Consider the following 22,544-nt stretch of genomic DNA (forward strand, 5'->3'; position numbering starts at 1 on the left):
GACCGGCGCGGCGGCCGCCCCGGCTCAGCCGCCCGCCGAATCGGCCGCCGCCGGCGCCGCCGGCTCCTCCGGGCGGCGGTACATCCGGGTCGCGGTGATCTGCCCGTGCACCGCCTCCTCGGACGCGTCCGCCTGCGGCAGGCCCGGGCGCAGATGCTCCTCGACGCTGATGTACTTCAGGCCGGCGCGCAGGTCCGCGTCGTTGCGCAACCGGATGACCAGCGGGAACTCCGCGAGCGCGGTGGTGTCGAACAGGCCGGTGGTGTAGAGGAGTTGGACGCCCAGCGCGTCGGCGACGGCGCGCTGGAGCTCCAGCAGGTAGGTGGCGTTGGCGCGGCCGATGGGGTTGTCCAGGAACAGCGTGCCGGCGTGCCGCTGCTTGTCGCGGCCCCGGTCGTTGCTGCGCAGCGCGGCCATCGTGCAGTACAGGGCGATCGCCGCGGTGAGCAACTGGCCGCCGGAGAACACGTCGCCCATCTGCCCGACCGGCACCCGCTCGGCGCGCAGCACCGCGTCCGGCTTGAGGATCTCGACGGCCACCCCGCGCGGCTGGAGCGCGGCCTGCACCCCGCGCAGCAGCAGGGACATCCCGTCCCGGCGCAGATCGCTGTTCTTCTTCACCGCCGCGCGGGTCGCCTCGTCGATGACCTCGCCCAACCGCTCGGTGAGCGTGGCCTGATCGGGGTCCTCGAAGCGGATCCGCAGGAACTCCTGGCCGGACCACTCCCCCAGCCCCTCGGGCAGCCGGGAGAGCCGCTGCGCGGAGCGGAGCGTGGTCAGCGAGGACTCCACCAGGCCGCGCAGCCGGTCCACGATGGAGTCGCGGTTGCGCTCCAACTGCGCCAACTCGTCGGTGAGCACCCGCAGTCGGGGCGCGAACGCCTCCGCCCACTTGGCGGCGTGGTCCGGCAGCGCCGCGGCCGGCAGCTCGCGGATCTGCTGACGGGCGGGGGTGCGCACCTGCTCGTAGCGGGTGGAGTTGGCGTGCCGGACGAGGACGTCGGCGGACTCGCGGACCGCGGACTCGGCGGCGGAGAGGTCGGCCGCACAGCCACGCAGCGAGCGCCGGGACTCGGCGGCCGCCTGCCGGGCCTCGGCGAGGCTTCCGGCGTACGGCTCGATCGACGACTGGGCGCCCTCCGCCCCCCTTTCAGCGTCCGGGTGGTCCCGCAGCAGATCGCGCAGCAGCGCGGCGGTCTCGTCGAAGCCGCCGGCCGCGTCCTCGGCCGCGCGGTGCGCGCGGAGCAGCTCCTCGTGCTCGCCACGGGCGGCCTCCAGCGCCTCGGTGGCGGTGGCCAGTTCGGCACCCGCGGTGCGCAGCAGCTCCTTGGCCCGTTCGGCGTCGGCGGGCACCAGCTCCTCGGGCAGCTCGGTGTGCGCCTCGCCGTCGGTGGGCGCCAGTCGCTCCGCCTCGCCGCGCAGCCGGCCGAGCTGCTCGCTGGCGGTCGAGGCGCGGGTCTCCAGCATCTGCACCAGCGACTCGGCGCGGGCCGCGGCGGCCTGTCGGGACGGGCCGTCGGCCGCGTCCGGGCTCTGGAGCAACTGCTCGGCGCGGGTGCGGACCTTGTTGGTGAGGCGGTTCAACTCGGCCAGCGCGGCGGACTCGTCGCCCTCCGCGCGGGCCTGCTCGGCACGGAGATCGGCGCCCACGCCGACCTTCTCGTAGAGCTGGGAGGCCGCGCGGTATGCCTCGCGGAGCGCGGGCAGCGACGTGGTGGACTCCTCCGGGGAGTCGCCCAGGTCGTCGGGGACGCCGGCGATCTCGGCGCGCTCGGCGCGCAGCGCGCTGGCGGTGCGGCGGGCGTCGTCGGCGGCCCGCTGGGCGGCCCGGCGGTCCTCGTCCGCGGCCCGGGCGCGGTCCACGCACTCCTCGGCGCGGGCCTCGAACTCCGCGGCCTCGTCGGCCAGTTCCCGCATCCGGGACTGCCAGCCGGCACGCTCGCGGAGCCGATGCGCGAGGCCGGCGAGCAGGTCGGCGGCGCGCCGGGCGCGCTGGGCGGCCTCCTGTCGCTCGTCGCGCACCCGGGTGGCCTCGGTGGCGGTCTCGTCGGCCTCGGCGCGGGCCGCGCGGGCCTCGGCCAGCTCGGCGGCGGCCTCCTCCGCGGCCGTCCGGGCGGCCTCGGCGGCCTCGGCGAGCTCGGTGAGCCGGCCGGCCGGGCAGCCGGCGCGCCAGGAGCCGAGGCGGGCGGCGAGCGCGCGGTCGCCGGCGAGCCGGGCGGCCAACGCCCGGATCTCCTCGTCCCGTTCGGTGGCCCGGGCACGGAGCGCGCGCCGCTCCTCGTCGGCGGCGGACTCGTCGTGCATGGCCGGGTTGGGCGGCACGAGGAAGACGCCGCTGTCCTCGGCGTCCTGCGGCCCGGTGGGCGCGAGCAGCGCCGCGGCGGTGCCCACCGCCACGGCGGACCGCGGCAGCAGCGCGGCCTGGGCGAGCACCTCGCGGGCCCGGGCGTGGGTGTCCGGATCGGTGATGATCACGCCGTCGACGAGCTCGGGGCGGGCGGCCAACACCCGGGCGTGGTCGGCCGGATCGACGGACTGGGCGAGATAGCGCCAGCCGGGCAGCGCGGGGACGCCGTGCTCGCCGAGGAACTCCACGGCGGCCAGCACGTCAGGGCCGGGCGGCAGCAGCCCGCCGTCGCCCAGCGCGCCCAGGATGCGGGCGTCGTCGGCGGCGGCCGTGCGCAGCTCGAACAACTGGCGCTCGGCGGCCGCGACGCCGCTCTCCAGCAGCTCGTGCAGGGCGTCGGCGCTGCGGTCCAACTCCTCGGCGGTGAGCGGCCCGGCGGGGCGGCGCGGGGCCGCGGAGGGGGCGCCGTCGGCCGTGCGGGGACCGGGCAGGGCGATCGCCGATGCCTCGGGGAGACCGAGGAGTTCGGTGAGCCGCTGCTCGGCGCCGATCGACTCGGCGGCCCGACGCTCGGCGTCATAGGCGCGCTCGGCGGCCTGCGCGGCGTCCTCGGCGCGGGCCGCGGCGAGCTCGGCGGCGGAGTGCCGCGCGGTGGCCTCGCGGGCCCGGTCGGTGGCGTGCCGGGCACTCTCGCGGGCGACGTCCCACGCCTCGACGGCGGTCTTCTCGGCGTCGGACGCGGCGAGCGCGGCGCGGGCCGGGTCGGCGTCCGGGGCGGAGTCGTCGAGCCAGCCGGCGCGGACCGCCTCGGCGGTCTCCTCGGCGACCTCGGCGAGCCGCTGCTTGAGGTGGTCGGCCTCGCTGCGGGCGCGCTGCGCGTGGGTGGCGGCGGCGGTGGCGTCGCGGTGGGCCGCCTCGCCGGTCTCCTGGAGGGCGACGGACCGCTCCTCCTCCTCGCCCGCGAGGCGTTCGCTGGCCTCGGCGGCGCGCTGCAGGGCGCGCACCAGGTCGCCGGCGGCGGTGGCGCGGGCGGCCAGCGCCGGGGCGGCGTCCCGCTCGGCCTCCCGGATGGCGGCGGCGACCCGGGCGGAGCGGTCGGCGGCGGCGCGGTGCCGCAGCGCGATCTCGGCGGCCTGCCAGGCGCTGTGCAGGGTCCGGGCGTCGTTGAGCTCGCGGCGCTGGGCGGCGGCGCCCTTCTCGGCCGCGGCCAGCGCCAACGAGGCGTGCCGGTAGGCGAGTTCGGCGGAGACCAGGGCGCGGCGCTCGCGGGTGCGCTCGGCGTCGGTGACCCGGTGCGCGGCGCCGGCCACCGCCTCGGCCAACTCGGCGGTCCGGCCGCGCTCCTCGGTGCCGCGGGCGTGCAGCCGCTGGGCCAACGCGCGGGTGCGGCGCTCGGCGCCGGTGTGCACCTCGCGGGCCAGGTCGCGCGCCTCGGCGGCCTCGGCGATCTTGGAGAGCAGGTCCAACGAGCCGGCGGTGAAGTCGCGTTCGGCGGTCAGCTCGGCGCGCCGGCCCAGCTTGTGGGCGAAGCCGTGGACGAGGTCGGCGAGACCGTCGGTGTCCCGGGTGTCGGTGACCGCGCGCAACAGCAGGTCGGTGAAGTCGGAGTCGTTCTTGACCGCGAAGAGGCCGGCCGCCTCGCCCTCGTCGGCGTTCATCTCCCGCTGGTAGCGGAAGAGTTCGGGATCCAGGCCGAGGTCGCCGAGGTGTTCGTTCCAGCGCTCGTGGACCTCCTCCCAGACCACGTCGAGGCCCGGGTAGTTCTTGCCGGCCTCGGTGAGCGCGTCGCGGAAGCCCTTCATGGTGCGGCGCCGGCCGCGCGCGCCGGAGCTGCCCTCGCCGCTCTCCGTACGGGGCCGGACCAGGGTGGCCTCGGCGACCGGGAGGGAGTCCAGGCTCATGCCGGGGCCGGGCCGGAAGCTGTACCACGCCTCGGCGAACTTGCGGGGGTCGTTGGAGACTTGCCGGCCGCGCCACTCGCTGACCTTGCCGACCACGACGGACTCGCCGGTGACGACGTGCTGCCACTCCAGGGCGACATGGCCGCAGTCGTCGGCCAGCAGGAACTTCCGCAGCACGCCGGAGCTGGCGCCGCCGAGGGTGTTGCGGTGGCCGGGCAGCATCACCGAGAAGATCAGCTTCAGCAGGACGGACTTGCCGCCGCCGTTCTCCAGGAAGAGCACGCCGGCCGGGGCCGGGCGGCGCGGCGGGCCGACCGGCTCGTCCTCGAAGAAGTCCGCCTGGGCGGGGGCCGGCTGCGGCACCGGCGCGCCGACCCCGCGCAGGTCCAGCACGGTGTCGGCATAGCGCGCACCGGCCGGCCCGATGGAGTAGAGGCGGACCCGGGACAGCTCGTACATGGCGGACTCTCGTTGGTGTGTGGGTGGGTCGGTGGTCGTGGGTGGGCGGCGGCGTCAGCCGGAGTGGAACGGCAGTCCGGCCTCGGCGACCAGGTCGAGGTCCTCGGTCTCCTCGCCGGGCAGCAGCGAGGCGCTGCCGTCGGAGACCGGGACCACGCCCAGGTCGAGGAGTTCGGCCATGGCGGCGGTGCCGGCCATGTCGCGGACCTGGAGCTGGTAGCGGGCGGTGGTGCGGTAGGTGCCGCCGGCGTCGTCGCCGGTGCGCTGGAGGAAGCCGGAGTCGACGAGGAAGGTGACCGCCTTGGCGATGATGCCGGTGGTCGAACCGGCCAGCCGCCGGGCGTCCTTGGTGGCGCCGGTGGCGCTGCGCCGGGTGTAGACCCGCCAGGCGGACTCCAGGCCGGGGGCGTCGCTGACCGGGTCGGTGTTCTCGCCGTCCTGCTCGGCGCGCTCCTCAAGCCGGCGGCACGCCTGGCGGACGAAGGCGTCGACGCCGTTGACGGTGATCCGGCCGATGTAGCCGTCGTCGGCGAGGTCCTCGGGGCGCGGGAACGCCATGGCGGCGATGGCCAGATGGGCCAGGCCGTGCAGGAAGCGGTCGGCGGAGTCGGCCGAGGCGCGGCGGGCGTAGTCGCCCATCCGGACCGCGAAGACGGAGTCCTCGGCGGCGGTGACGGCCATCCCGGCGCGGGTGGAGACCTCCAGGACGATCAGGCCGAGGCCGCTGGCGACCGCGTCGGCGAGGCGGGCGAAGGCGGGCTCGTCGCGGTACCGGCGGAGCAGGTCGCCGTAGTCGGCGTCGCGGGCCGGCAGCAGCTTGGGCTGGAGACCGTAGGAGACCAGCCGGGCGGCGTCGGCGGCGTCGGCCGGGGTGACCGGCGCGGGGCCGGCCGGGGTGGCTTCCGGGGCGTCGGCCGGCGCGCCCCAGGCCGTCTCGCCGGTGCCGGGCGCCGGGTCGGGCTGCGGCACCTCGTCGGCGTCGTACTGGGTCACGGGGCAGGCTCCTTGCGGGGGACGGTCGGGGGTATCTCGTGGTGGGGCGGGGGCGGCGGCGCTATCCCAAGGGGGCGCGGTGCGGCGGGCATCAGGCCACCTCCGAGCGGTCGGCGGCCATCCCGGCCGCGTCCAGCAGGGCGGTGCCGACGATGAGGTCGGCGCCGCCGAACTCGGGGTCTGTCAGCTCGGTGCCGTCGTCCACCGCGAAGAGCAGCTGCTGCTCGCCCTGGCGGTAGGCGGTGCCGACCGGGGGGCTGGCGGCGTGCACCGCCAACAGGGCGACCAGATACGGGAGTTCGGGATCGCCGCGGCGGGCCTCGGCGAGCAGGCCGGAGAGCCGGCGGGGGGCGTCGGCGGGGAGGTCGAGCAGGGCCATCGCGGCGTCGAGCTGCGCCTCGCTGAAGCGGCTGTCGTCGGGGGTGGCGATCAGCTCGGGCTCGGGCATCTCGGCGCCGAGGTGCTCACGCTCCACGGGCGGGGTGAGCAGCACCTCGACCAGATCGGCGACGCGGACGGCGGCGGGGGTACGCAGGCCGGTACCGCGGGCGAAGAAGGCGTCGGTGACCCGGGTGGCCTGCTCGACGGGGAGCGGCAGTACGGGGGCGACGAGTTGGCCGTACAGGTCGAGGCCGGTGCGGGCGGTGGGGGCGGCGAACGCCTGGCGGTCCTGCTCGGCACGGAAGAGCGGGCCGGCCTCCAACAGGCGGGACTGGAGCTGGGTGTGCCGGCGGATACAGTCCTTGACGATGTCCACCAACTCGGCGGCGCGCCGCTTGTGCTCGCCGGTCTTCTCGTCGACGGCCTCGGCCTCGTCGCGGGCCTTGCGGATGTTGGTGAGGATGGCGTTCTCGTGGCGGTAGCGGTCCGCCACGTGGTCCAGCGCCTCGCTGATCATGTCGGGGACGGTGCGCAGCCAGTCGACCGAGCGGACGTTGCGCCGGGTGGCCTCCAGGGTCTTGCGGAGGGTCTCGGCGTACTGGACGGTGCGGTAGCGCGCCTGCTCGGCGGCGAGCTGGGCGTCGGCCAGCCGGCCGCGGCTGATCAGCACCTCCAGCTTGACCTCGGCGGCGATCTGGGCGCTGGTGACGTCGGTGTCCAGGGCGCCGACGAGGACGTTGACCGCCTCGTCGGTGGCGCGGAGGTAGACGCTGCCGCCGGCGCCGGGGACCTCCTCGATGAGCTTGAAGTCGTAGTCGCGGCGGACGTACTCGCCGTCGGCGGTGAAGGTGCCGTAGACAGCGCGGAAGCCGCGGTCCACGCTGCCGACGTTGATGAGGTTCTCCAGCACCCAGCGGGCGACCCGTTCGTGCTCCGCCGCGGGGCGGTCCGGGGCCTGGGCGGCGACCCGCGGGAGGACCTTGGTCACTATCTCCTCGTGGTCGGCGCCGGTGTCGAAGTCCATGTTGAGGGTGACCAGGTCGATGACGGCGAGCGCCACCTCCGCCATCGCGTACACCCCGAACTCGCCCGCGAGGTTGGCCTTGCGCGCGTCGAGGTCGTGCAGCGGCGCGGTGCACGCCAGCGCGCGCAGGCGGCGGGCCAGTCCTTCGTCGGCGGCCGGGCCGGGCGCGGGCCGGCTCTGGCCGTTGAGCTGGGGCGCAGCCGCGCCCGGGGCGGAAGAAGTCACGTCGCACAGCGTAGGCGCTGCCACTGACAACGGACGAAACGGCACGGATCCCCTCATGGGCGGACCGCGCCCGGGCCCGTTGACGGACCCGTGAGCCGGCCGACCGGCCATTTTACCGGGGGCGTCGCGGGCTCAGTGCGTGGCCCCCTCCGCGACCCGCAGGTCGGTGCGGGTGCGGGCGGCGGTGGCGACGATCTCCCGCAGCGCGGCGGCGACCGCGGCGACCGGCAGCGACGGCTGGGCACGGTCGATGACCTGCTCCGGCGCGTACGGGACGTGCACGAACCCGCCGCGCAACTGGGGCAGTTCGGTGGCGATGAGGTGCGCGAGCCCGTAGAAGACGTGGTTGCAGACGAAGGTGCCGGCGGTGTTGGAGACCGAGGCCGGCAGGCCCGCGGCGCGGACGGCGGCCACGCACGCCTTGATCGGGAGAGTGGCGAAGTAGGCGGCCGGGCCGCCCGGCACGATCGGCTCGTCGATCGGCTCCGCGCCGGCGTTGTCGGGGATGCGGGCGTCGTCGACGTTGAGGGCGACCCGTTCGACAGTGATGTCTGGGCGCCCACCGGCCTGCCCGACGCACACCACCACATCGGGATGAATCTCCGCAATCGTGGCGCGCAGTGCCGTGATCGATCCGCCGTAGACGCAGGGCAGTTCGGCGATGTGGAGCTCCACCCCGTCGAGCGGGGCGGCCGCCGCGGCGCGCACCGCATCCCAGGATGGATTGGTGGACTCGCCGCCGAAGGGCTGGAATCCGGTCAGCAGGACGCGGGTAGGCGCGGTGGTGGGGGTGGTCATGCGGTCCTTCCTCGTGGGTGCGGGCGGCGGGGCAACGGGCGGGCTCTGGGGCCTGTCCGATGGGTCAGGGTCGGATGGCCCCTAGAAGGCGAACAGCGCCATGATGACGATGTTGCAGCCCAACAGGACGCCGGCGGTGGGCAGTTGGGCCTTGATGGGGCCGTACTGGTCCTTCAGTTCGAGTAGCGCCGCCGGGACGATGTTGAAGTTGGCGGCCATCGGGGTCACCAGGGTTCCGCAGAAGCCGCAGAGCATGCCCAGCGCCAGCACCGCGGCCGGGTTGCCGTGGAAGTACCCGATCAGCACGGGCCAGCCGACCGCCGCGGTCATCACGGGGAAGGCGGCGAAGGCGTTGCCCATGATGAGCGTGAAGGCGAACATGCCCACGCAGTAGACGACCACCGCGACGTAGAGGGAGTCCTTGGGCAGCAGCGCGGTGGCCAGTTTGCCGACCTGACCGCCGACCCCGGAGACCTGGAAGATGGTGCCGAGCGTGGCCAGCATCTGCGGCAGCAGCATCGCCCAGCCCATCGCCTCCAGCATGGTGCGGCCGGACTCCACGGGCACCGAGAGCCGCTTCTCGCGCAGCAGCACCATGCCGACGACGAGCGCGACGACCGCGCCGATGCCGAGGCCCAGAATGGTCTCGCTGCCCTCCTGGAGGACCGGTTGGCCCCCGAAGGAGAGGTGCTTGACGCCGATGGCGCAGGCCATCGCCACGGCCGGGATGGTCAGCGCGGGGAGGAAGAGCTTGTTGCCCAGACGGGCGGCGCTGGCGGCGCGCTCCTTCGGGGTGGTGGTGCGCGGGGTGCCGCGCCCGGTACAGCCGAAGCCGGCCAGGGCGGCCATCACCAGCACCGCGACGCCCAACGGCTCGGCCGGCGCCCGCTTGGTGACGACCCAACTGCTGTAGATGAACCCGGCGCCGACCAGGCCCCAGAAGGCGCCGGTGCCGAAGCGCTTGGGGTTGCCGCGGTCGGTGACCATCTGGCCGGCCATCACCAGGAAGCTGAGGCCGACGAGCCAGTAGAACCACTCAGCCTTGATCATCGGGTGGCCTCCGCTACGGGGGTGGACTGGGCGTTGGCGGCGAGCAGTTCGCGCTCCAGATAGCGGTCCAGGCGCAGCAGCCGCCAACCGTGGACGACGAAGGCGCACACCGCGGTGGGGATCGCCCACAGCGCCAGGTGCAGCGGTTCGAGGTGGGTCCCGTAGGTGGTGTTGACGAACCCGGTGATCAGCAGGATGGAGCCGACGGCGAGGAAGACGTCCTCGCCGAAGAAGAGGCCGACGTTGTCGGCGCTGGCCGCGAACGAGCGGACCTTCTCCCGGGTGTGCGCCGGGAGTTGACCGTGCCGGCGCTCGGCGGCGCCCTCCGCCATCGGGACGGCGAGCGGCCGGACGGTCTGGGCGGGCCCGAAGACGTTGGTCAGTCCGACGGCGGCGCCGATCTGCCGCAGGCCGAGGTAGAGCGCGAGGAAGCGCCCGGTGGTGAGCCGGCCGAACTTGGCGATGAGGGTGCGAGCCTGCTCCTGGAGGCCGTAGCGCTCCAACAGGCCGATCACCGGGAGGGTGATCGCGAAGATGGTCACCGCGCGGCTGCCGGCGAAGCCCTCGCCGAAGGCGGCCAGCACCTTGGTGGGCGTCAGCCCGCCGAGCAGCCCGGTGAGGATGCCGGCCACCGCCACGACCAACAGGGGATTGCGTTTCGTGGCGAAGCCGAGGACGACCACGAGCACGCCGAGCAGCACGATCATGGATCCGCCTTCCGCGTACGGGGAGTGCCCCGCGTGCGCGCCGGCCGCTGGGCGGGGGGCACGGACGTCAAGGGAGCGACAAGAGATTGCAGCGGAGGCTATGCGATTGTTGAACGATCCGACAAGGGGTCGGCGCCGACGAAATGGGAGCGCGGTCAGCCCTCGGCAATGCGCTGGGCGTACGCCGCCGACAACTGGCCGCGCGAGTCCTCCAGATAGGCCCGCAGCAGCCGCTCGCCCGCGAGTGCGTCGCCGGCCAGCAGCGACTCCGCGATCTGCCGGTTGCGGACCAGATAGGGCGCGTAGAACCGCTGCGGGTCGGCCATCACATGGAAGACCAGCCGCAGTTCGGCCAGCACCCCGCGCATCAGCTCGTCGGTCCGCGGGCTGCCGGCGAGCGCCACGATCGCCTGGTGGAAGCGGAGGTTGGCGGTCGACAGCTCCTCCCAGACCCGGTGCGCCGCCGCCTCCTCGCCGGCCCGCACCGCCGCCTCGATCGCCGCCACCGACGCGGTGACCTCGGGCCCGTACGGACCCTGCCCCAGCCCACGCACCGCGGCGCACTCCACCAGCGCCCGGACCCGGAAGATGTCGTCCAGGTCCTCGACGGTGACCATCCGCACGAAGACCCCGCGATTGAGCCGGTGTTCCAGCAGCCGCTCGTGGGTGAGCAGCCGGAACGACTCGCGCAGGGTGTTGCGCGAGACGCCCAGCGCGCCGCCGATGCTCTCCTCCGACAGCCGCGCCCCGGGCGGGAAGTAGCCCTCGGTGATCCGGTCCCGCAGGATGTCGGCGACCCGCTCGGCCGTGCTGGCGCGGCCGAGCAGCGCGCGGTCCTGCTCCAGCCCCGCGACCTCGGCGAGCCGCCGCCGGTCGTTCTTCGTCACTCCGCCCGCCATACCGCCTACCGCTCCGTCCGGTTCGAACGGGCCGCCGGCCCGTCCCGCTGCGATGTCAGCCGCAGTCAATCCCAGAAGACGGGACGGGACAACACACCTCTTGTCGGATCGTTCAACGATCTGTACGTTGGCTTGCGCTTCGGCACTCCCGCATCCGCCTCCCGCATCTGCGCACCCGGAACGGACATCCATGAGCCACCCGGCGGCCCCTGGCCTGATCGACCTCAACGCCGACCTCGGGGAGGGGTTCGGCCGCTGGCAACTCACCGACGACGAGGCGCTGCTCTCCGTCGTCACCAGTGCCAACGTCGCCTGTGGCTTCCACGCCGGCGACCCCTCCACCATGCGCCGGGTCTGCGAACTGGCCGCCGCCCGCGGCGTGGTGATCGGCGCCCAGGTCTCCTACCGGGACCTGGCGGGCTTCGGCCGCCGCGCGATGGAGGTGCCCCCGAAGGAGCTGGCCGACGAGATCACCTACCAGATCGGCGCGTTGGAGGTCTTCGCCCGGGCCGCCGGCGCCCGCGTCGGCTACGTCAAGCCGCACGGCGCGCTCTACAACCGCTGCGTGCACGACGCCGAGCAGGCCGCCGCGGTGGTCGCCGGCATCCGCGCCGCGGGCGGCCGACTCCCGGTCCTCGGACTGCCCGGCTCGCTCCTGCACCGCGCCGCCGAGGAGGCCGAACTCCCCGTCGTCGCCGAGGCGTTCGCCGACCGCGCCTACACCGACCAAGGCACCCTCGTCCCGCGCCGGGAGGCGGGCGCGGTGGTCCACGACCCCGACGCGGTGGTCAAACGCGCCGTCGGCCTGGCCCGCGACCACGCCGTCACCACCCGCGACGGCGCCCGGATCGCCGTCGCCGCCCGCTCCCTGTGCCTGCACGGCGACACCCCGGGCGCCGCGGAGCTGGCCCGCCGGGTCCGGGCCGAACTGACCGCGGCCGGCGTCCGCATCCGGAGCTTCGTGTGACGGCCCAACGCCCGGGCGCGGCCCGGCCGTTGCCGCTGCGGGCCCGGCCCGTCGGCGAGCACGGCCTGCTGGTCGAGTTGACCAGCGACGAGGACGTCGAGGCGCTCCACGCCGAACTGCTGCGCCGGGCCGCCGACGGCACCCTGCCCGCGGTCCGCGAGGTGGTCCCGGCCGCCCGCACGGTCTTCCTCGACGGCCTCGCCGACCCCGGCGCGCTGGGCGCGGAGCTCGCCACCTGGCGCGTCCCGCCGCCGACCGCCGGCGACCGCCCGGCCGTGGAGATCCCGGTCCGCTACGACGGGCCCGACCTCGCCGAGGTCGCCGCCCTGTGGGGCGTCACCCCCGACGAGGTGGTCCGGCTGCACTCCGGCACCGCCTTCCGGGTCGCCTTCTGCGGATTCGCGCCCGGCTTCGGCTACTTGACGGGGCTCGCCGAGCAACTGCACGTGCCCCGTAAGGAGACCCCCCGCACCCGCGTCCCGGTGGGCTCGGTCGGCCTGGCCGGCCCGTACACCGGGGTCTATCCGCGCGCCTCCCCCGGCGGTTGGCGGCTGATCGGCCGCACCGACGCCGTGCTCTGGGATCCGGAGCGGGAACGGGCGGCGCTGCTCGCCCCCGGCACCCCCGTCCGCTTCGTCCCCGAGGACGCGCCGCTGCCGGCCCCGCGCACCGCCCCGTCCCGCTACGCCCCCGAGGAGCCCACCCGATGACCGACCGCGCCCTGACGGTGGTCCGGGCCGGCGCGCTGACCTGCGTCCAGGACCTCGGCCGCCCCGGCCATGCCCACCTGGGCGTGCCCCGCTCCGGGGCGCTGGACGAGCCCGCGCACCGACTCGCCAACCGCCTGGTGGGCAACGGGACTTCGGCCGCCACCCTGGAGACCACCCTCACCGGGTGCGCGGTCCGGCTGCGTGCCACCACCACCGTCGCGGTCACCGGCGCCGCCTGCCCGGTGACGGTGGACGGCCGCCCCGCTCCCTGGGGCGCACCGTTCCGCGTCCCGGCCGGTGCGCTGCTCCAGGTCGGCACCGCCACCCACGGGGTGCGCTGCTACCTCGCCTTCGCCGGGGGCGTGGACACCGAGCCGGTGCTCGGCAGCCGCGCCACCGATCTGCTCTCCGGACTGGGCCCGGACCCGCTCACGGACGGCGTGGTGCTCCCGTTGGGGCCCCCGCAGGGGCCCCCGGCCGCCGTCGACGCGGTCCCGCACGCCGGCCCGGCCGCCGAGCTGGTGCTGCCGTTCCTGCCCGGGCCGCGCGCCGACTGGTTCACCGCCACCGGGCTGCACACCCTGGCCACCGGACGGTTCCGGGTGTCGCCGGCCTCCAACCGGATCGGGCTGCGCACCGAGGGCCCGCCCCTGGAGCGCGCCCGGGACGGCGAACTCCCCAGTGAGGGCATGCCGTTGGGCGCCCTCCAGGTACCGCCCGACGGGCTGCCGGTGCTGTTTCTGCACGACCACCCCACGACCGGCGGCTATCCGGTCGTCGGCGTCGTCCCGGAGCGGTGGCTGCCCGCCGCGGCGCAGGCGGTGCCGGGGACGGCGGTGCGGTTCGTGCGGCTGGGCCGGCGGCCGGGCGCGACGGCGCACACCGGCTGACGGCCGGGCGCGCCACCGGACGAACTCCACCCCGCGCGCCGGCCGTTCACCCTCCGCGCCCCACCCTCTCCCGCATCGCCGACACCCCACCCGGGCACTGTCCGTAGCGGATCAACCGCACCGAGCGACCGGCTCGGGCTCCGCACGGAAGGACCCTCACCACCCATGCGCCTCGTTCCGCGCCTGACCGCCGCCCTCAGCGGGCTCGCCCTCGCCCTCGGCGGCGTCGTGGCCCTCGCCCCGGCCGCCCACGCCACCCCGCAGACCTGCTTCTACACCGTCCTGGAGCAACACCCCGAGGCCAACCCGGAGGTGGTCGAACGGGCCTGTACCAACGTCGCCGCTGCGCTGGGCGCCCCAGGGGGCCTGCGCGCCTGCTACACCGAACTGCGGCGGGACTACGTACCCGCCGTCCTCGCCTTCGAGGCGTGCCGCCGGGCGGCGCAGGTATAACGGCGGCACATCCGGCGCCCGGACGCGGACCCAGCCGATCCGCGTCCGGGCGCCCGGACGGCCTCCGGGCGCGCGCAAGGGGGGCGACGCCGGGCCCTACGGCTCCCCGTACCCGCCGCCGCCCGGCGTGCGGATCACCAACACGTCGTCCACCCCCACCTCGGCCGTGTCACAGCCCCGCAGCTCCTCCCTCGAACCATCCGCCCGCTCCAGGAAGTTGGCGCCCAGTGCGCCGGGCCCGCCGCCGGCCATCCCGTACGGCGGCACCCTGCGGTGCCCGGAGAGCAGCGCGATGGTCATCGGTTCCAGGAACCGCAGCCGCCGCTCCGCCCCACGGCCGCCGTGCCAGCGACCGGTGCCGCCGCTGCCGTCGCGCAGCGCGAAGCCCTCGACGCGGACCGGATAGCGCCACTCCAGCACCTCGGGGTCGGTGAGCCGGGAGTTGGTCATGTGGGTCTGGACGGCGTCCGCGCCGTCGAAGCCGTCGCCGGCGCCCGCGCCGCTGGCCACCGTCTCGTAGTACTGCACCCGCGCGTTGCCGAAGGTGAGGTTGTTCATCGTGCCGGAGCCCTCGGCCTGGACGCCCATCGCCGCGTAGAGCGCGCCGGTCACCGCCTGGGAGGTCTCCACGTTCCCGGCGACGGTGGCCGCCGGGTAGACGGGGGCCAGCATCGAGCCCTCCGGGATGCGCACGTCGACCGGCTTGAGGCAGCCGCTGTTGAGCGGGATGTCCTCGGCGACCAGGGTGCGCAGCACGTACAGCACCGCGGCCAGCACCACCGAGCTGGGCGCGTTGGCGTTGCCGGGCAGCTGCGGCGAGGTGCCGGCGAAGTCGAGCACGGCGCTGCGGGCGGCCCGGTCGACGGTCAACGCGACGCGGATCTCCGCGCCGCCGTCGGTCTCGTAGCGGCAGTGCCCGTCCGGCAGCCCGGCGAGGATCCGGCGCACCGACTCCTCGGCATTGTCCTGGACGTGCCCCATATAGGCCCGCACCACGTCGAGGCCGAACTGGTCGACCATCCGCCGCAGTTCGCGGATGCCCTTCTCGTTGGCGGCGATCTGGGCGCGCAGGTCGGCGAGGTTGACGTCCGGGGCGCGCGACGGGTACGGCCCGGAGCCGAGCAGTTCGCGGGTCTCCGCCTCGCGCAGCCGCCCGTCCCGGACCAGCAGCCAGTTGTCGAAGCGGATGCCCTCCTCCTCGATGGTGCGGCTGAACGCGGGCATCGAACCGGGGGTGATGCCGCCGATCTCGGCGTGGTGGCCGCGGGAGGCGACGAGGAACAGCAGCTCGGTGCCGCCGGGGTCGAAGACGGGGGTGATGACGGTGACGTCCGGCAGGTGGGTGCCGCCGTGGTACGGGTCGTTGACCGCGTAGACGTCGCCGGGCCGCAGGGCGGCGCCGCGGCGCCGCAGCACCTCCTTGATGGACTCCCCCATCGACCCCAAGTGGACGGGGATGTGCGGGGCGTTGGCGATCAGATTGCCGCGCGCGTCGAAGAGCGCGCAGGAGAAGTCCAGCCGCTCCTTGATGTTGACGGAGTGCGCGGTGTTCTCCAGGCGGACGCCCATCTGCTCGGCGATGGCCATGAAGAGGCTGTTGAAGACCTCCAGCATCACCGGGTCGGCGCCGGTGCCGACGGCGGTCCGGGCGGGGCGCGGCCGGGCCCGGGTCAGCCGCAGGTGGCCGCGGGCGCCGACGGTGGCCCGCCAGCCGGGGTCGAGGACGGTCGTGGCGTCCTCCTCGGCGATGATCGCCGGGCCGGTGAGGGTGTCGCCGGGCCGCAGCTCGGCGCGGCGGAAGAGGCCGGCCTGCCGCCAGCGCCCGTCGACGTGCATCCGGACCGTCGCGACCGGCGTCAACGCGCCCGCCCGCTCGCCCAGTTGGACGTCGTGTTCGGCGGCCCCGCCGGCCGCGCCGCTCGCCTCCACCGACACCGCCTCGGCGACCAGCGGCTTGTCCATGGTGAAGGCGTACCGCTCGCGGTGCGCCCGGACGAACTCCGCGGCCATGGTGGCGGCGTCGGCGAGCGGCACGCCGATGGTGGAGTCGGTGCCGGCGTAGCGGACCAGGACCCGGGCGCGGGTGGTCAGCGACTCCTCCGGCACGCCGTCGGCCAGGAGTTCCCGCCGGGTCTGCCGGGCGAGGTCGTCGCAGACCGCGCGCACCCGCGCCATCGCCGCGGCGTCCTCGAACGGCTCCTCGACGGCCTGTTCGCGCATCGCGGTGGCGTCGGCGACCCCGATGCCGTACGCGGAGAGCACCCCCGCCAGCGGCGGCACCAGGACGGTGTCGACGCCCAGCGCGTCGGCGACCGCGCAGGCGTGCTGGCCACCGGCGCCGCCGAAGCTGACCAGCGTGTAGCGGGTGATGTCCCGGCCGCGCTGGACGGAGATCTTCTTGACGGCGTTGGCCATGTTGAGGACCGCGATGTCCAGGAAGCCGGCGGCGACGTCCTCCGGGCCACGGTCGTCGCCCGTCTCCGCGGCGGCGCGGGCGGCCAGCTGCGCGAACCGCTCCCGGACGACCCCGGCGTCCAGCGGCTGGTCGCCGTCCGGGCCGAACACCGCCGGGAAGTGGTCGGGTTGGACCCGGCCGAGCATCACGTTGGCGTCGGTGACGGTGAGCGGGCCGCCGCGTCGGTAGCAGGCGGGGCCGGGGTCCGCGCCGGCGGAGTCGGGGCCGACCCGGTAGCGGCGACCGTCGAAGTGCAGGACGGAGCCGCCGCCGGCGGCGACGGTGTGGATGTTCATCATCGGGGCGCGCATCCGCACCCCGGCGACCTCGGTGCCGAAGATCCGCTCGAACTCGCCCGCGTAGTGCGAGACATCGGTGGAGGTGCCGCCCATGTCGAAGCCGATCACCCGGTCCGCGCCGCCGTCCGGACCGTCCGCGGCGTCCGCGCCGGCGGCCTCCGCGGCCGTCCGCACCATGCCGACCACCCCGCCCGCCGGGCCGGACAGCACCGCGTCCTTCCCCCGGAAGTGGCCGGCCTCCCGCAGCCCCCCGTTGGACTGCATGAACAGCAGCCGGATACCGGGGAGTTGGGCTGCGACCTCGGCGACGTAGCGGCCCAGGATCGGCGAGAGGTAGGCGTCCACGACCGTGGTGTCGCCGCGCGCCACCAGCTTCATCAGCGGGCTGACCTCGTGCGAGCAACTGACCTGCGTGAAGCCGGCCTCCCTGGCGAGCTCGGCGACCGCCCGCTCGTGCGCCGGGTAGCGGTAGCCGTGCATCAGCACCACGGCGGCGCTGCGCAGACCCTCGGCGCGGGCCCGCCGCAACTCCTCGCGCACCGGCCCCCGTTCCAGCGGCCGGACCGGCTCGCCACGGGCGCCGACCCGCTCCGGCACCTCGATCACCCGGTCGTAGAGCGCCTCCGGCAGCACGATCCGCCGGTCGAAGATCCGCGGCCGGTTCTGGTAGGCGATCCGCAGCGCGTCCCGGAAGCCCGCGGTGGTCAGCAGCACCGTCGGCTCGCCGGTGCGCTCCAGAAGGGCGTTGGTGGCGACGGTGGTGCCCATCTTGACGACCGCGACCCGCTCGGCCGGGACCGGCTCGTCCGGGCCGAGCCCCAACATCATCCGGATCCCGGCGACCGCGGCGTCCCGGTAGCGCTCGGGGTGGTGGGAGAGCAGCTTGCCGGTGACCAGGTGCCCATCCGGCCGCCTGCCCACGACGTCGGTGAAGGTGCCGCCGCGGTCGATCCAGAACTCCCAGCGTCCGGTCATCCCGCCATTGTCGCAGCGCCGCCCGGCTCGGTCAGGGCCGCGAGGGCGCTGCGGGTGGCGTTTTCGGCCGCCGCGTCCAACAGCCGCACGGAACCGGCCAGCCCGTACCGGCACTCCTGGACGGCCAGGGCCAGCAGGCCGGGCAACAGGTCGGTGCACCGGTCGGCCACCCACCGGGTGCCGCGGGTCGCCATCCACACCATCGAGCCGGTGCGGGTCGGCGGCGGGCCGTCGAGGGTGAGCGGGGGCGGCGGCCCGTCGGCGAACCCGCGGGCGGCGAGCACGGTGTGGAAGCCGCGGGCCAGCAGCCGGTGGCCGCGCTCGCTGGGGTGCAGCCGGTCCACGCTCCAGGTGGCCCGCTCCGCCACCCAGGGATGGTCGGCAAGGTGCAGATGGACGCCCCCGTAGCGCGCGGAGACCGCGTGCACCACGGTGTTGACGGCCCGCATCCGGCGCGCCAACGGGCGGGCCAGCGGGGCGGGTAGCCCCAGCATCCGGCCGGGGTCGGGCAGGCACGCGGTCAGCACCACCGTCCCGCCGGCGCTCAGCGCGCCGTGCGCCCGGTCCAGCGCCGCCGCGACCCGCTCGATGGCGAACGTGGCGCGCAGGGTGTCGTTGGCGCCCGCCAACAGGGAGGCGTAGCGCGGGGCGAGTGCGCGCGCCACCGGCAGTTGCTCGCGCGCCACCTCGTCCGCCAACGCGCCGCTGCGCGCCAGGTTCACCAGCGCGACGCCGCCGGGCCGCTCCCCCAACGCCTCGGCGAGCAGCGCCGCCCAGCCCCGCCAGCCGCCGCCGGCCACCGGGTCGCCGAGCCCCTCGGTCAGCGAGTCCCCGAGGGCCACGAACCGGGGCGTCACCGCGGGCCCCGGGGCGCCACCGGGCGCGCCGGTTCCACCCCGGCCGGCCGCGGCGCGTCATGGGCGGCCAGGAAGGCGGCCACCGCGGGCCGCCAGCCGTAGTCCTCGGCGCACAGCCGGGCGGCGGTCCGGCGCGCCGACTCCGGCCGCGCCAGCACCCGTTGCACCCCGTCCGCGAAGGACGGGCCGTCGTCCAGCGCGGTCTGCCCGCCGTCGGCCACCAGCCCGGCCAGCGCCGAGGCCGCGCTGGCGACCACCGGGGTGCCGCAGGCCAGCGCCTCCAGCGCGGCGAGCCCGAACGTCTCGGCCGGCCCCGGCGCCAGGACCACATCGGCGCTCGCCTGGAGCGCCGCCAACCGGGCCGGGTCGGCGAGGTGCCCCAGGAACGCCACCGGCAGCCGCGCCGCCCGCGCCCGCGCCTCCAGACGCGCCCGCAGCGGCCCCTCGCCGGCCACCACCAGCGCCGCGTCGACGCCCCGCCGCCGCAGCGCCTCCAGCGCCTCCAGGGCCCGTCCCGGCCGCTTCTCCGTCGACAGTCGGGAGCACAACAACAGCAGGACCCGGTGTCGCCCGGCGTACCGGCCGCGCAGCGCGGCGCTGCGCAGGTCCGGGCGGTGGGCGACCAGATCGACGCCGAGCGGGGCCCGCACCACGTTCCGGGCCCCGGCCCGCACGAACTCCGCCGCCGCCCACTCGGTCGTGCACACCACCCGGCTGTAGGCGTACGCAGTACGGGAGTTGACGCGGTCGGCGAGCGCGCGGGCCAACGGGCGCGGCACGCCCCAGGTGGCCAGCACCCCGTCCACGCTCTCGTGCGACACCATCACCGCCGGGACCCGGGCCCGCCGCGCCCACTGCCCCGTCCACCGCAGTGTGGTGCGGTCCGAGACCTCCAGCCGGTCCGGCGCCAGCTCCTCCAGCAGGCGGCTCAGCCGGCGGCGGTCGGTCAGCACCCGGTAGCCGCCGCTGCCCGGAACCACTGCCCCGGGGAGGGTCAACACCCGCCCCTGGGCGGTCTCCTCGTCCCGTATGCCGCGCGGGCCCAGCGCGTTTGGCGGGCCCGGCACGACGAGCACCGGCTCGTGGCCTGCGGCCCGGTAGCCGGCGCCCAGTTCGCGCAGCGCGGTGCGCAGCCCGCCGGAGGCCGGGGTGACGAAGTTGGCGAGCCGGACGATCCGCAGCCCCGCCCGGCCGCCCCGGGCGCGACGGGCGGTCACGCCGCCACCGCCGTCCGGTCGGCCAGCACGTCCCCGTAGTGGCCCAGCAGTTGGTCGCCGACCGCCTCCCAGGTGCGGGTCGCGACCGCCTGCCGGCCCGCGGCGCCGTACCGCACCCGCAGCTCCGCGTCCCCGCCCAGCGCCCGCACCGCGTCCCGCAGGGCCCCGCCGTCACCGGGCGGGACCAGCAGTCCGGTCCGCCGGTGGTCGACGAGGTCCAGCGGCCCGCCGGCGGCCGGCGCAACCACCGGCACCCCGGAGGCCATCGCCTCCTGCACCGTCTGGCAGAACGTCTCGAACGGGCCGGTGTGCACGAAGACGTCCAACGAGGCGTACAGCCGGGCCAGTTCGTCGCCCGTACGCCGGCCCAGGAACCGCACCCCGGGCAACTGGGACCGCAGGGCGGCGGCGCTGGGTCCCTCGCCGATCACCACGGTGCGGACCCCGGGCAGCCGGGAGGTCTCGGCCAGCAGCCGCACGTCCTTCTCCGGTGCCAGCCGCCCCACGTACCCCACCAACAACTCCCGCCCCGCCAGCAGGGAGCTGCGCAACACCGCGTCCCGGCGCCCCGGGTGGAACCGCTCCGAGTCGACCCCGCGCGGCCACAGCCGCACCCGGGGCACCCCGTGCTCGGTCAGGTCCCACAGCGCCGCGTGGGACGGCGCCAGAGTGAGGTCGGCGGCGGCGTGCACCGCCCGGATCCGCCGCCAGGCCGCCGCCCCGCCGCGCCCCAGGTACGTCCGCGCGTACCGGGCCATGTCCGTCTGGTAGACCGCGACCGCCGGCACCCCCCGCCGCGCCGCGGCCGCCATCCCCCGCGCCCCGAGGACGAACGGGCTCGCCAGGTGCACCAGATCGGGCCGGTGCCCGTCCAGGGCCGCGGTCAGCCGCCGCCCCGGGAGCGCGATCCGCACCTGCGGGTAACCGGGCAACGGCATCGAGGGCACCCGCACCACCGGGCACAGGCTCTCCTGTGCGTACGGGGCGGCGGCCGGCGCGGAGTTCGCCAGTGGCGCGATGACCAGCGGTTCGTGTCCGCGCCTAACGAGGTGGCGGGCGGTCTGGAGGGCGCAGTGCGCGACGCCGTTGACGTCGGGCGGGAAGGATTCGGTCACGAGGACGACACGCATACCGCTGTTGTCGACGCACCGTGCGTGGACCGGGCCAAGGGGATCTTTCCAACCGGCGAACGTCCCATGAGCGTTCGCCCCCCACCCCGGTCAGCGGGGTCCCGGCCGCCTCACACCGCGGGGGCGTCCGGTTCGATGCGGGCCCGCACGGCGGTCTGCACCTCGGCCTCCTCGGCCGGGTCGGCGGCCAGCCGGCGGAGCTGCTCGACGACCCGGTCGTCGGCGGTGGCCGCGTGCCGGGCGGCCAGCTCCCGGGTGGACTCCTCGCAGTCCCACAGGCACTCGACGGCGAAGCCGGCCGGGAACCCGGGGTCGGTCGCGGCGAGCGCGGCGGCGGCCCGGCCGCGCAGCTGGGAGGAGGAGGTCTCGCGGTAGAGGTGGCGCAGCACGGGCGCGGCGCAGGCGATCTGGAGGCGGCCGGCGCCGTCCACCAACTCCCACAGCGCGCAGGCGTTCGGCCCCTCCTCCCGCACGGTGCGGCGCAGCGCGGCCAGCACCAGCTCGGTGTCACGGCGGGCGCCCCGACGGGCCAGCATCGCGGCGGCGGACGCGCCCAGTCGGTCGGTGCGCGACGCCCAGATCCGGGCCCGCTCCACCGCGGCCACGCTGCGCATCCGTTCGTACGCGCAGAGCGCGGCGGCGATCAGCGGCTCGGCGGAGAGCGGATCGGTGACGGCCTCCTCGACGAGGTCCAGGACCGCCGCATCGCCGCGCTCGGCGAGGTGGTGGAGGACGGCGGCGCGCGCCGCGTCCGGCCCACCGCGGCCGGCCCGCAGCAGCTCGGCGCGGTCCTCGGGACCGGCGACGGCGCTCAGGCAACGGGCGGCGGCGAGATAACGGTGCTCCTCGGGGCGCGGTTCGAGCTCCTGTTGGGCCCACTCCAGCACCTCGGTCACGCTCCAACCGGGGCGCGGCCCCCGCGGCCGCAACTGCCGCTGCCAACGGTCGAAGGACCCGTCCTCCTTGGCGGCGGCCAGCCGTGGGCCGTAACGGGCGTCCTCCGCCCACAGCCGCCACGGCCGGGGCTCGAAGGCGTCGCGCACGGCGGTGGCCAACTCGGCCGCGCCCTGGGCGGTCTGGGGGAAACGGGCCAGCACGGCGGGGGCCAGGCTCATCAGCCCGGCGTCGTCGTCGCGCAGCGCCAGCTCGTCGAGGGCCCAGCGCCAGTTGCTGCCGACCGCGGCGTAGCTGCGCAGCAGCAGCCGGGCGGCGTCCCTGCCGTAAGAGGCGAGGTGGCCGAGGACGGCGAGGGCGAGGCCGGTGCGCTCCTCCCCGGTGTCGGTGCGGTCGTCGGGGTGGAAGAGGTGGCGTTCGATCTCCTCAAGTCCGCCGTCGAGCTGCATGTAGAGGCGCGCGTAGTAGAGCGAGCGGTTCTCCACCTGCCAGTCCCGGCGCGGGTCGCGCAGCACACTGGCGTTGAGTGCCGCGAGCGCCTCGGCCCGCGGCGCCGCGAGGGCATGCAGGGTCCCGTCGCCGCGGCCTCGCTGGAGGAGGCCGAGCAGGGTGCCACTGGGCGCTATGTCTGGATCGAACATGAGGTCAGCATCCGGTGCGGGGGGCAGGCTGGCAACGGGATTTCCGCTGACCGGCATTCTTGCCGGTGGCCGCGGGCCCTATGCGTCGTTCCCCCCGTGGATCGGTGGGGTAGACAGCTCTACGGCGGCCGCAGCCTAGCGTGGAACGTTTCATTCCACCGATTCGGGCCCGGTTGCCAAAGGAAGGCCGTTGGCATATGCCGGTTGCACCACCGTATCGGGTAATGCCAAATCCCTTACGCACCGTCGCAGCCTGTGCAAGAGTCGTAACC

General features: G+C 75.6%; 16 protein-coding genes. 4 read left to right on the plus strand and 12 right to left on the minus strand.

What is annotated here, in order from left to right; all coding sequences use genetic code 11:
• Positions 1 to 24: 24 nt before the first annotated feature.
• The 7 genes from ACFVFQ_RS23005 to ACFVFQ_RS23035 all read right to left on the minus strand — a co-directional run bounded on the left by ACFVFQ_RS23005 (position 25) and on the right by ACFVFQ_RS23035 (position 10,784).
• Positions 25 to 4,707 carry a hypothetical protein gene (locus ACFVFQ_RS23005; protein ID WP_383418994.1) on the minus strand — a complete coding sequence of 1,561 codons (4,683 nt, stop codon included), beginning with the start codon at positions 4,705 to 4,707 and terminating at the stop codon, positions 25 to 27.
• A gap of 54 nt (positions 4,708 to 4,761) precedes the next feature.
• Positions 4,762 to 5,700, minus strand: coding sequence for a hypothetical protein (locus ACFVFQ_RS23010; RefSeq protein ID WP_383418996.1), 939 nt, complete (start codon positions 5,698 to 5,700; stop codon positions 4,762 to 4,764).
• Positions 5,701 to 5,791: 91 nt separating this feature from the next.
• On the minus strand, positions 5,792 to 7,330 hold the full coding sequence (locus ACFVFQ_RS23015) for a hypothetical protein (protein WP_383418998.1): 1,539 nt from the start codon (positions 7,328 to 7,330) through the stop codon (positions 5,792 to 5,794).
• 132 nt (positions 7,331 to 7,462) lie between these two features.
• Positions 7,463 to 8,128: a pyroglutamyl-peptidase I gene (gene pcp / locus ACFVFQ_RS23020; RefSeq protein ID WP_383419000.1), complete on the minus strand. Its 666-nt coding sequence runs from the start codon at positions 8,126 to 8,128 to the stop codon at positions 7,463 to 7,465.
• 81 nt (positions 8,129 to 8,209) lie between these two features.
• A complete protein-coding gene (locus ACFVFQ_RS23025) occupies positions 8,210 to 9,178 on the minus strand; it encodes a DUF979 domain-containing protein (protein ID WP_383419002.1) in 969 nt (322 codons plus the stop codon).
• Positions 9,175 to 9,885: a DUF969 domain-containing protein gene (locus tag ACFVFQ_RS23030; protein WP_383419004.1), complete on the minus strand. Its 711-nt coding sequence runs from the start codon at positions 9,883 to 9,885 to the stop codon at positions 9,175 to 9,177. Before ACFVFQ_RS23030 ends, ACFVFQ_RS23025 begins: the two co-directional genes overlap by 4 nt.
• A 155-nt stretch (positions 9,886 to 10,040) precedes the next feature.
• Entirely contained in the window at positions 10,041 to 10,784 is a 744-nt protein-coding gene (locus ACFVFQ_RS23035) for a GntR family transcriptional regulator (protein ID WP_383419006.1), read from the minus strand.
• 190 nt (positions 10,785 to 10,974) lie between these two features.
• Between ACFVFQ_RS23035 and ACFVFQ_RS23040 the strand changes: the two genes are divergently transcribed.
• The 4 genes from ACFVFQ_RS23040 to ACFVFQ_RS23055 all read left to right on the plus strand — a co-directional run bounded on the left by ACFVFQ_RS23040 (position 10,975) and on the right by ACFVFQ_RS23055 (position 13,804).
• Complete coding sequence (locus ACFVFQ_RS23040) at positions 10,975 to 11,751, plus strand: LamB/YcsF family protein (RefSeq protein WP_383419008.1); 777 nt, start codon at positions 10,975 to 10,977, stop codon at positions 11,749 to 11,751.
• Positions 11,752 to 11,786: 35 nt separating this feature from the next.
• Complete coding sequence (gene pxpB / locus ACFVFQ_RS23045; protein WP_383419260.1) at positions 11,787 to 12,461, plus strand: 5-oxoprolinase subunit PxpB; 675 nt, start codon at positions 11,787 to 11,789, stop codon at positions 12,459 to 12,461.
• Complete coding sequence (locus ACFVFQ_RS23050; RefSeq protein WP_383419010.1) at positions 12,458 to 13,351, plus strand: biotin-dependent carboxyltransferase family protein; 894 nt, start codon at positions 12,458 to 12,460, stop codon at positions 13,349 to 13,351. Before pxpB ends, ACFVFQ_RS23050 begins: the two co-directional genes overlap by 4 nt.
• A 165-nt stretch (positions 13,352 to 13,516) precedes the next feature.
• A complete protein-coding gene (locus ACFVFQ_RS23055; RefSeq protein ID WP_383419012.1) occupies positions 13,517 to 13,804 on the plus strand; it encodes a hypothetical protein in 288 nt (95 codons plus the stop codon).
• 96 nt (positions 13,805 to 13,900) lie between these two features.
• On the opposite strand, the gene ACFVFQ_RS23060 is transcribed toward ACFVFQ_RS23055, so the two are convergent.
• The 5 genes from ACFVFQ_RS23060 to ACFVFQ_RS23080 form a co-directional block, all read right to left on the minus strand.
• The gene (locus tag ACFVFQ_RS23060) at positions 13,901 to 17,533 is read right to left on the minus strand and encodes a hydantoinase B/oxoprolinase family protein (RefSeq protein ID WP_383419014.1); all 3,633 of its coding nucleotides are present in this window, start codon (positions 17,531 to 17,533) and stop codon (positions 13,901 to 13,903) included.
• Complete coding sequence (locus ACFVFQ_RS23065) at positions 17,530 to 18,390, minus strand: SGNH/GDSL hydrolase family protein (protein WP_383419016.1); 861 nt, start codon at positions 18,388 to 18,390, stop codon at positions 17,530 to 17,532. The genes ACFVFQ_RS23060 and ACFVFQ_RS23065 overlap by 4 nt, the downstream gene beginning before the upstream one ends.
• Positions 18,387 to 19,607 (minus strand): glycosyltransferase, encoded by a 1,221-nt coding sequence (locus tag ACFVFQ_RS23070; protein ID WP_383419018.1) that lies wholly within the window; start codon positions 19,605 to 19,607, stop codon positions 18,387 to 18,389. Before ACFVFQ_RS23070 ends, ACFVFQ_RS23065 begins: the two co-directional genes overlap by 4 nt.
• Positions 19,604 to 20,737: a glycosyltransferase family 4 protein gene (locus tag ACFVFQ_RS23075; protein WP_383419020.1), complete on the minus strand. Its 1,134-nt coding sequence runs from the start codon at positions 20,735 to 20,737 to the stop codon at positions 19,604 to 19,606. Before ACFVFQ_RS23075 ends, ACFVFQ_RS23070 begins: the two co-directional genes overlap by 4 nt.
• Before the next feature lie 110 nt (positions 20,738 to 20,847).
• Positions 20,848 to 22,272: a HEAT repeat domain-containing protein gene (locus ACFVFQ_RS23080; RefSeq protein WP_383419022.1), complete on the minus strand. Its 1,425-nt coding sequence runs from the start codon at positions 22,270 to 22,272 to the stop codon at positions 20,848 to 20,850.
• Between the last annotated feature and the right edge of the window lie 272 nt (positions 22,273 to 22,544).

Source organism: Streptomyces sp. NPDC057743 (assembly GCF_042798755.1).
Taxonomy (GTDB): Bacteria; Actinomycetota; Actinomycetes; order Streptomycetales; family Streptomycetaceae; genus Streptomyces.

Coding starts and splice junctions, on each gene's coding strand:
- ACFVFQ_RS23005 (WP_383418994.1), bottom strand. CDS start 4,707: ATGTACGAGCTGTCCCGGGTCCGCCTCTACTCCATCGGGCCGGCCGGT.
- pcp (WP_383419000.1), bottom strand. CDS start 8,128: ATGACCACCCCCACCACCGCGCCTACCCGCGTCCTGCTGACCGGATTC.
- ACFVFQ_RS23025 (WP_383419002.1), bottom strand. CDS start 9,178: ATGATCAAGGCTGAGTGGTTCTACTGGCTCGTCGGCCTCAGCTTCCTG.
- ACFVFQ_RS23030 (WP_383419004.1), bottom strand. CDS start 9,885: ATGATCGTGCTGCTCGGCGTGCTCGTGGTCGTCCTCGGCTTCGCCACG.
- ACFVFQ_RS23035 (WP_383419006.1), bottom strand. CDS start 10,784: ATGGCGGGCGGAGTGACGAAGAACGACCGGCGGCGGCTCGCCGAGGTC.
- ACFVFQ_RS23040 (WP_383419008.1), top strand. CDS start 10,975: ATGAGCCACCCGGCGGCCCCTGGCCTGATCGACCTCAACGCCGACCTC.
- ACFVFQ_RS23050 (WP_383419010.1), top strand. CDS start 12,458: ATGACCGACCGCGCCCTGACGGTGGTCCGGGCCGGCGCGCTGACCTGC.
- ACFVFQ_RS23055 (WP_383419012.1), top strand. CDS start 13,517: ATGCGCCTCGTTCCGCGCCTGACCGCCGCCCTCAGCGGGCTCGCCCTC.
- ACFVFQ_RS23060 (WP_383419014.1), bottom strand. CDS start 17,533: ATGACCGGACGCTGGGAGTTCTGGATCGACCGCGGCGGCACCTTCACC.
- ACFVFQ_RS23075 (WP_383419020.1), bottom strand. CDS start 20,737: ATGCGTGTCGTCCTCGTGACCGAATCCTTCCCGCCCGACGTCAACGGC.
- ACFVFQ_RS23080 (WP_383419022.1), bottom strand. CDS start 22,272: ATGTTCGATCCAGACATAGCGCCCAGTGGCACCCTGCTCGGCCTCCTC.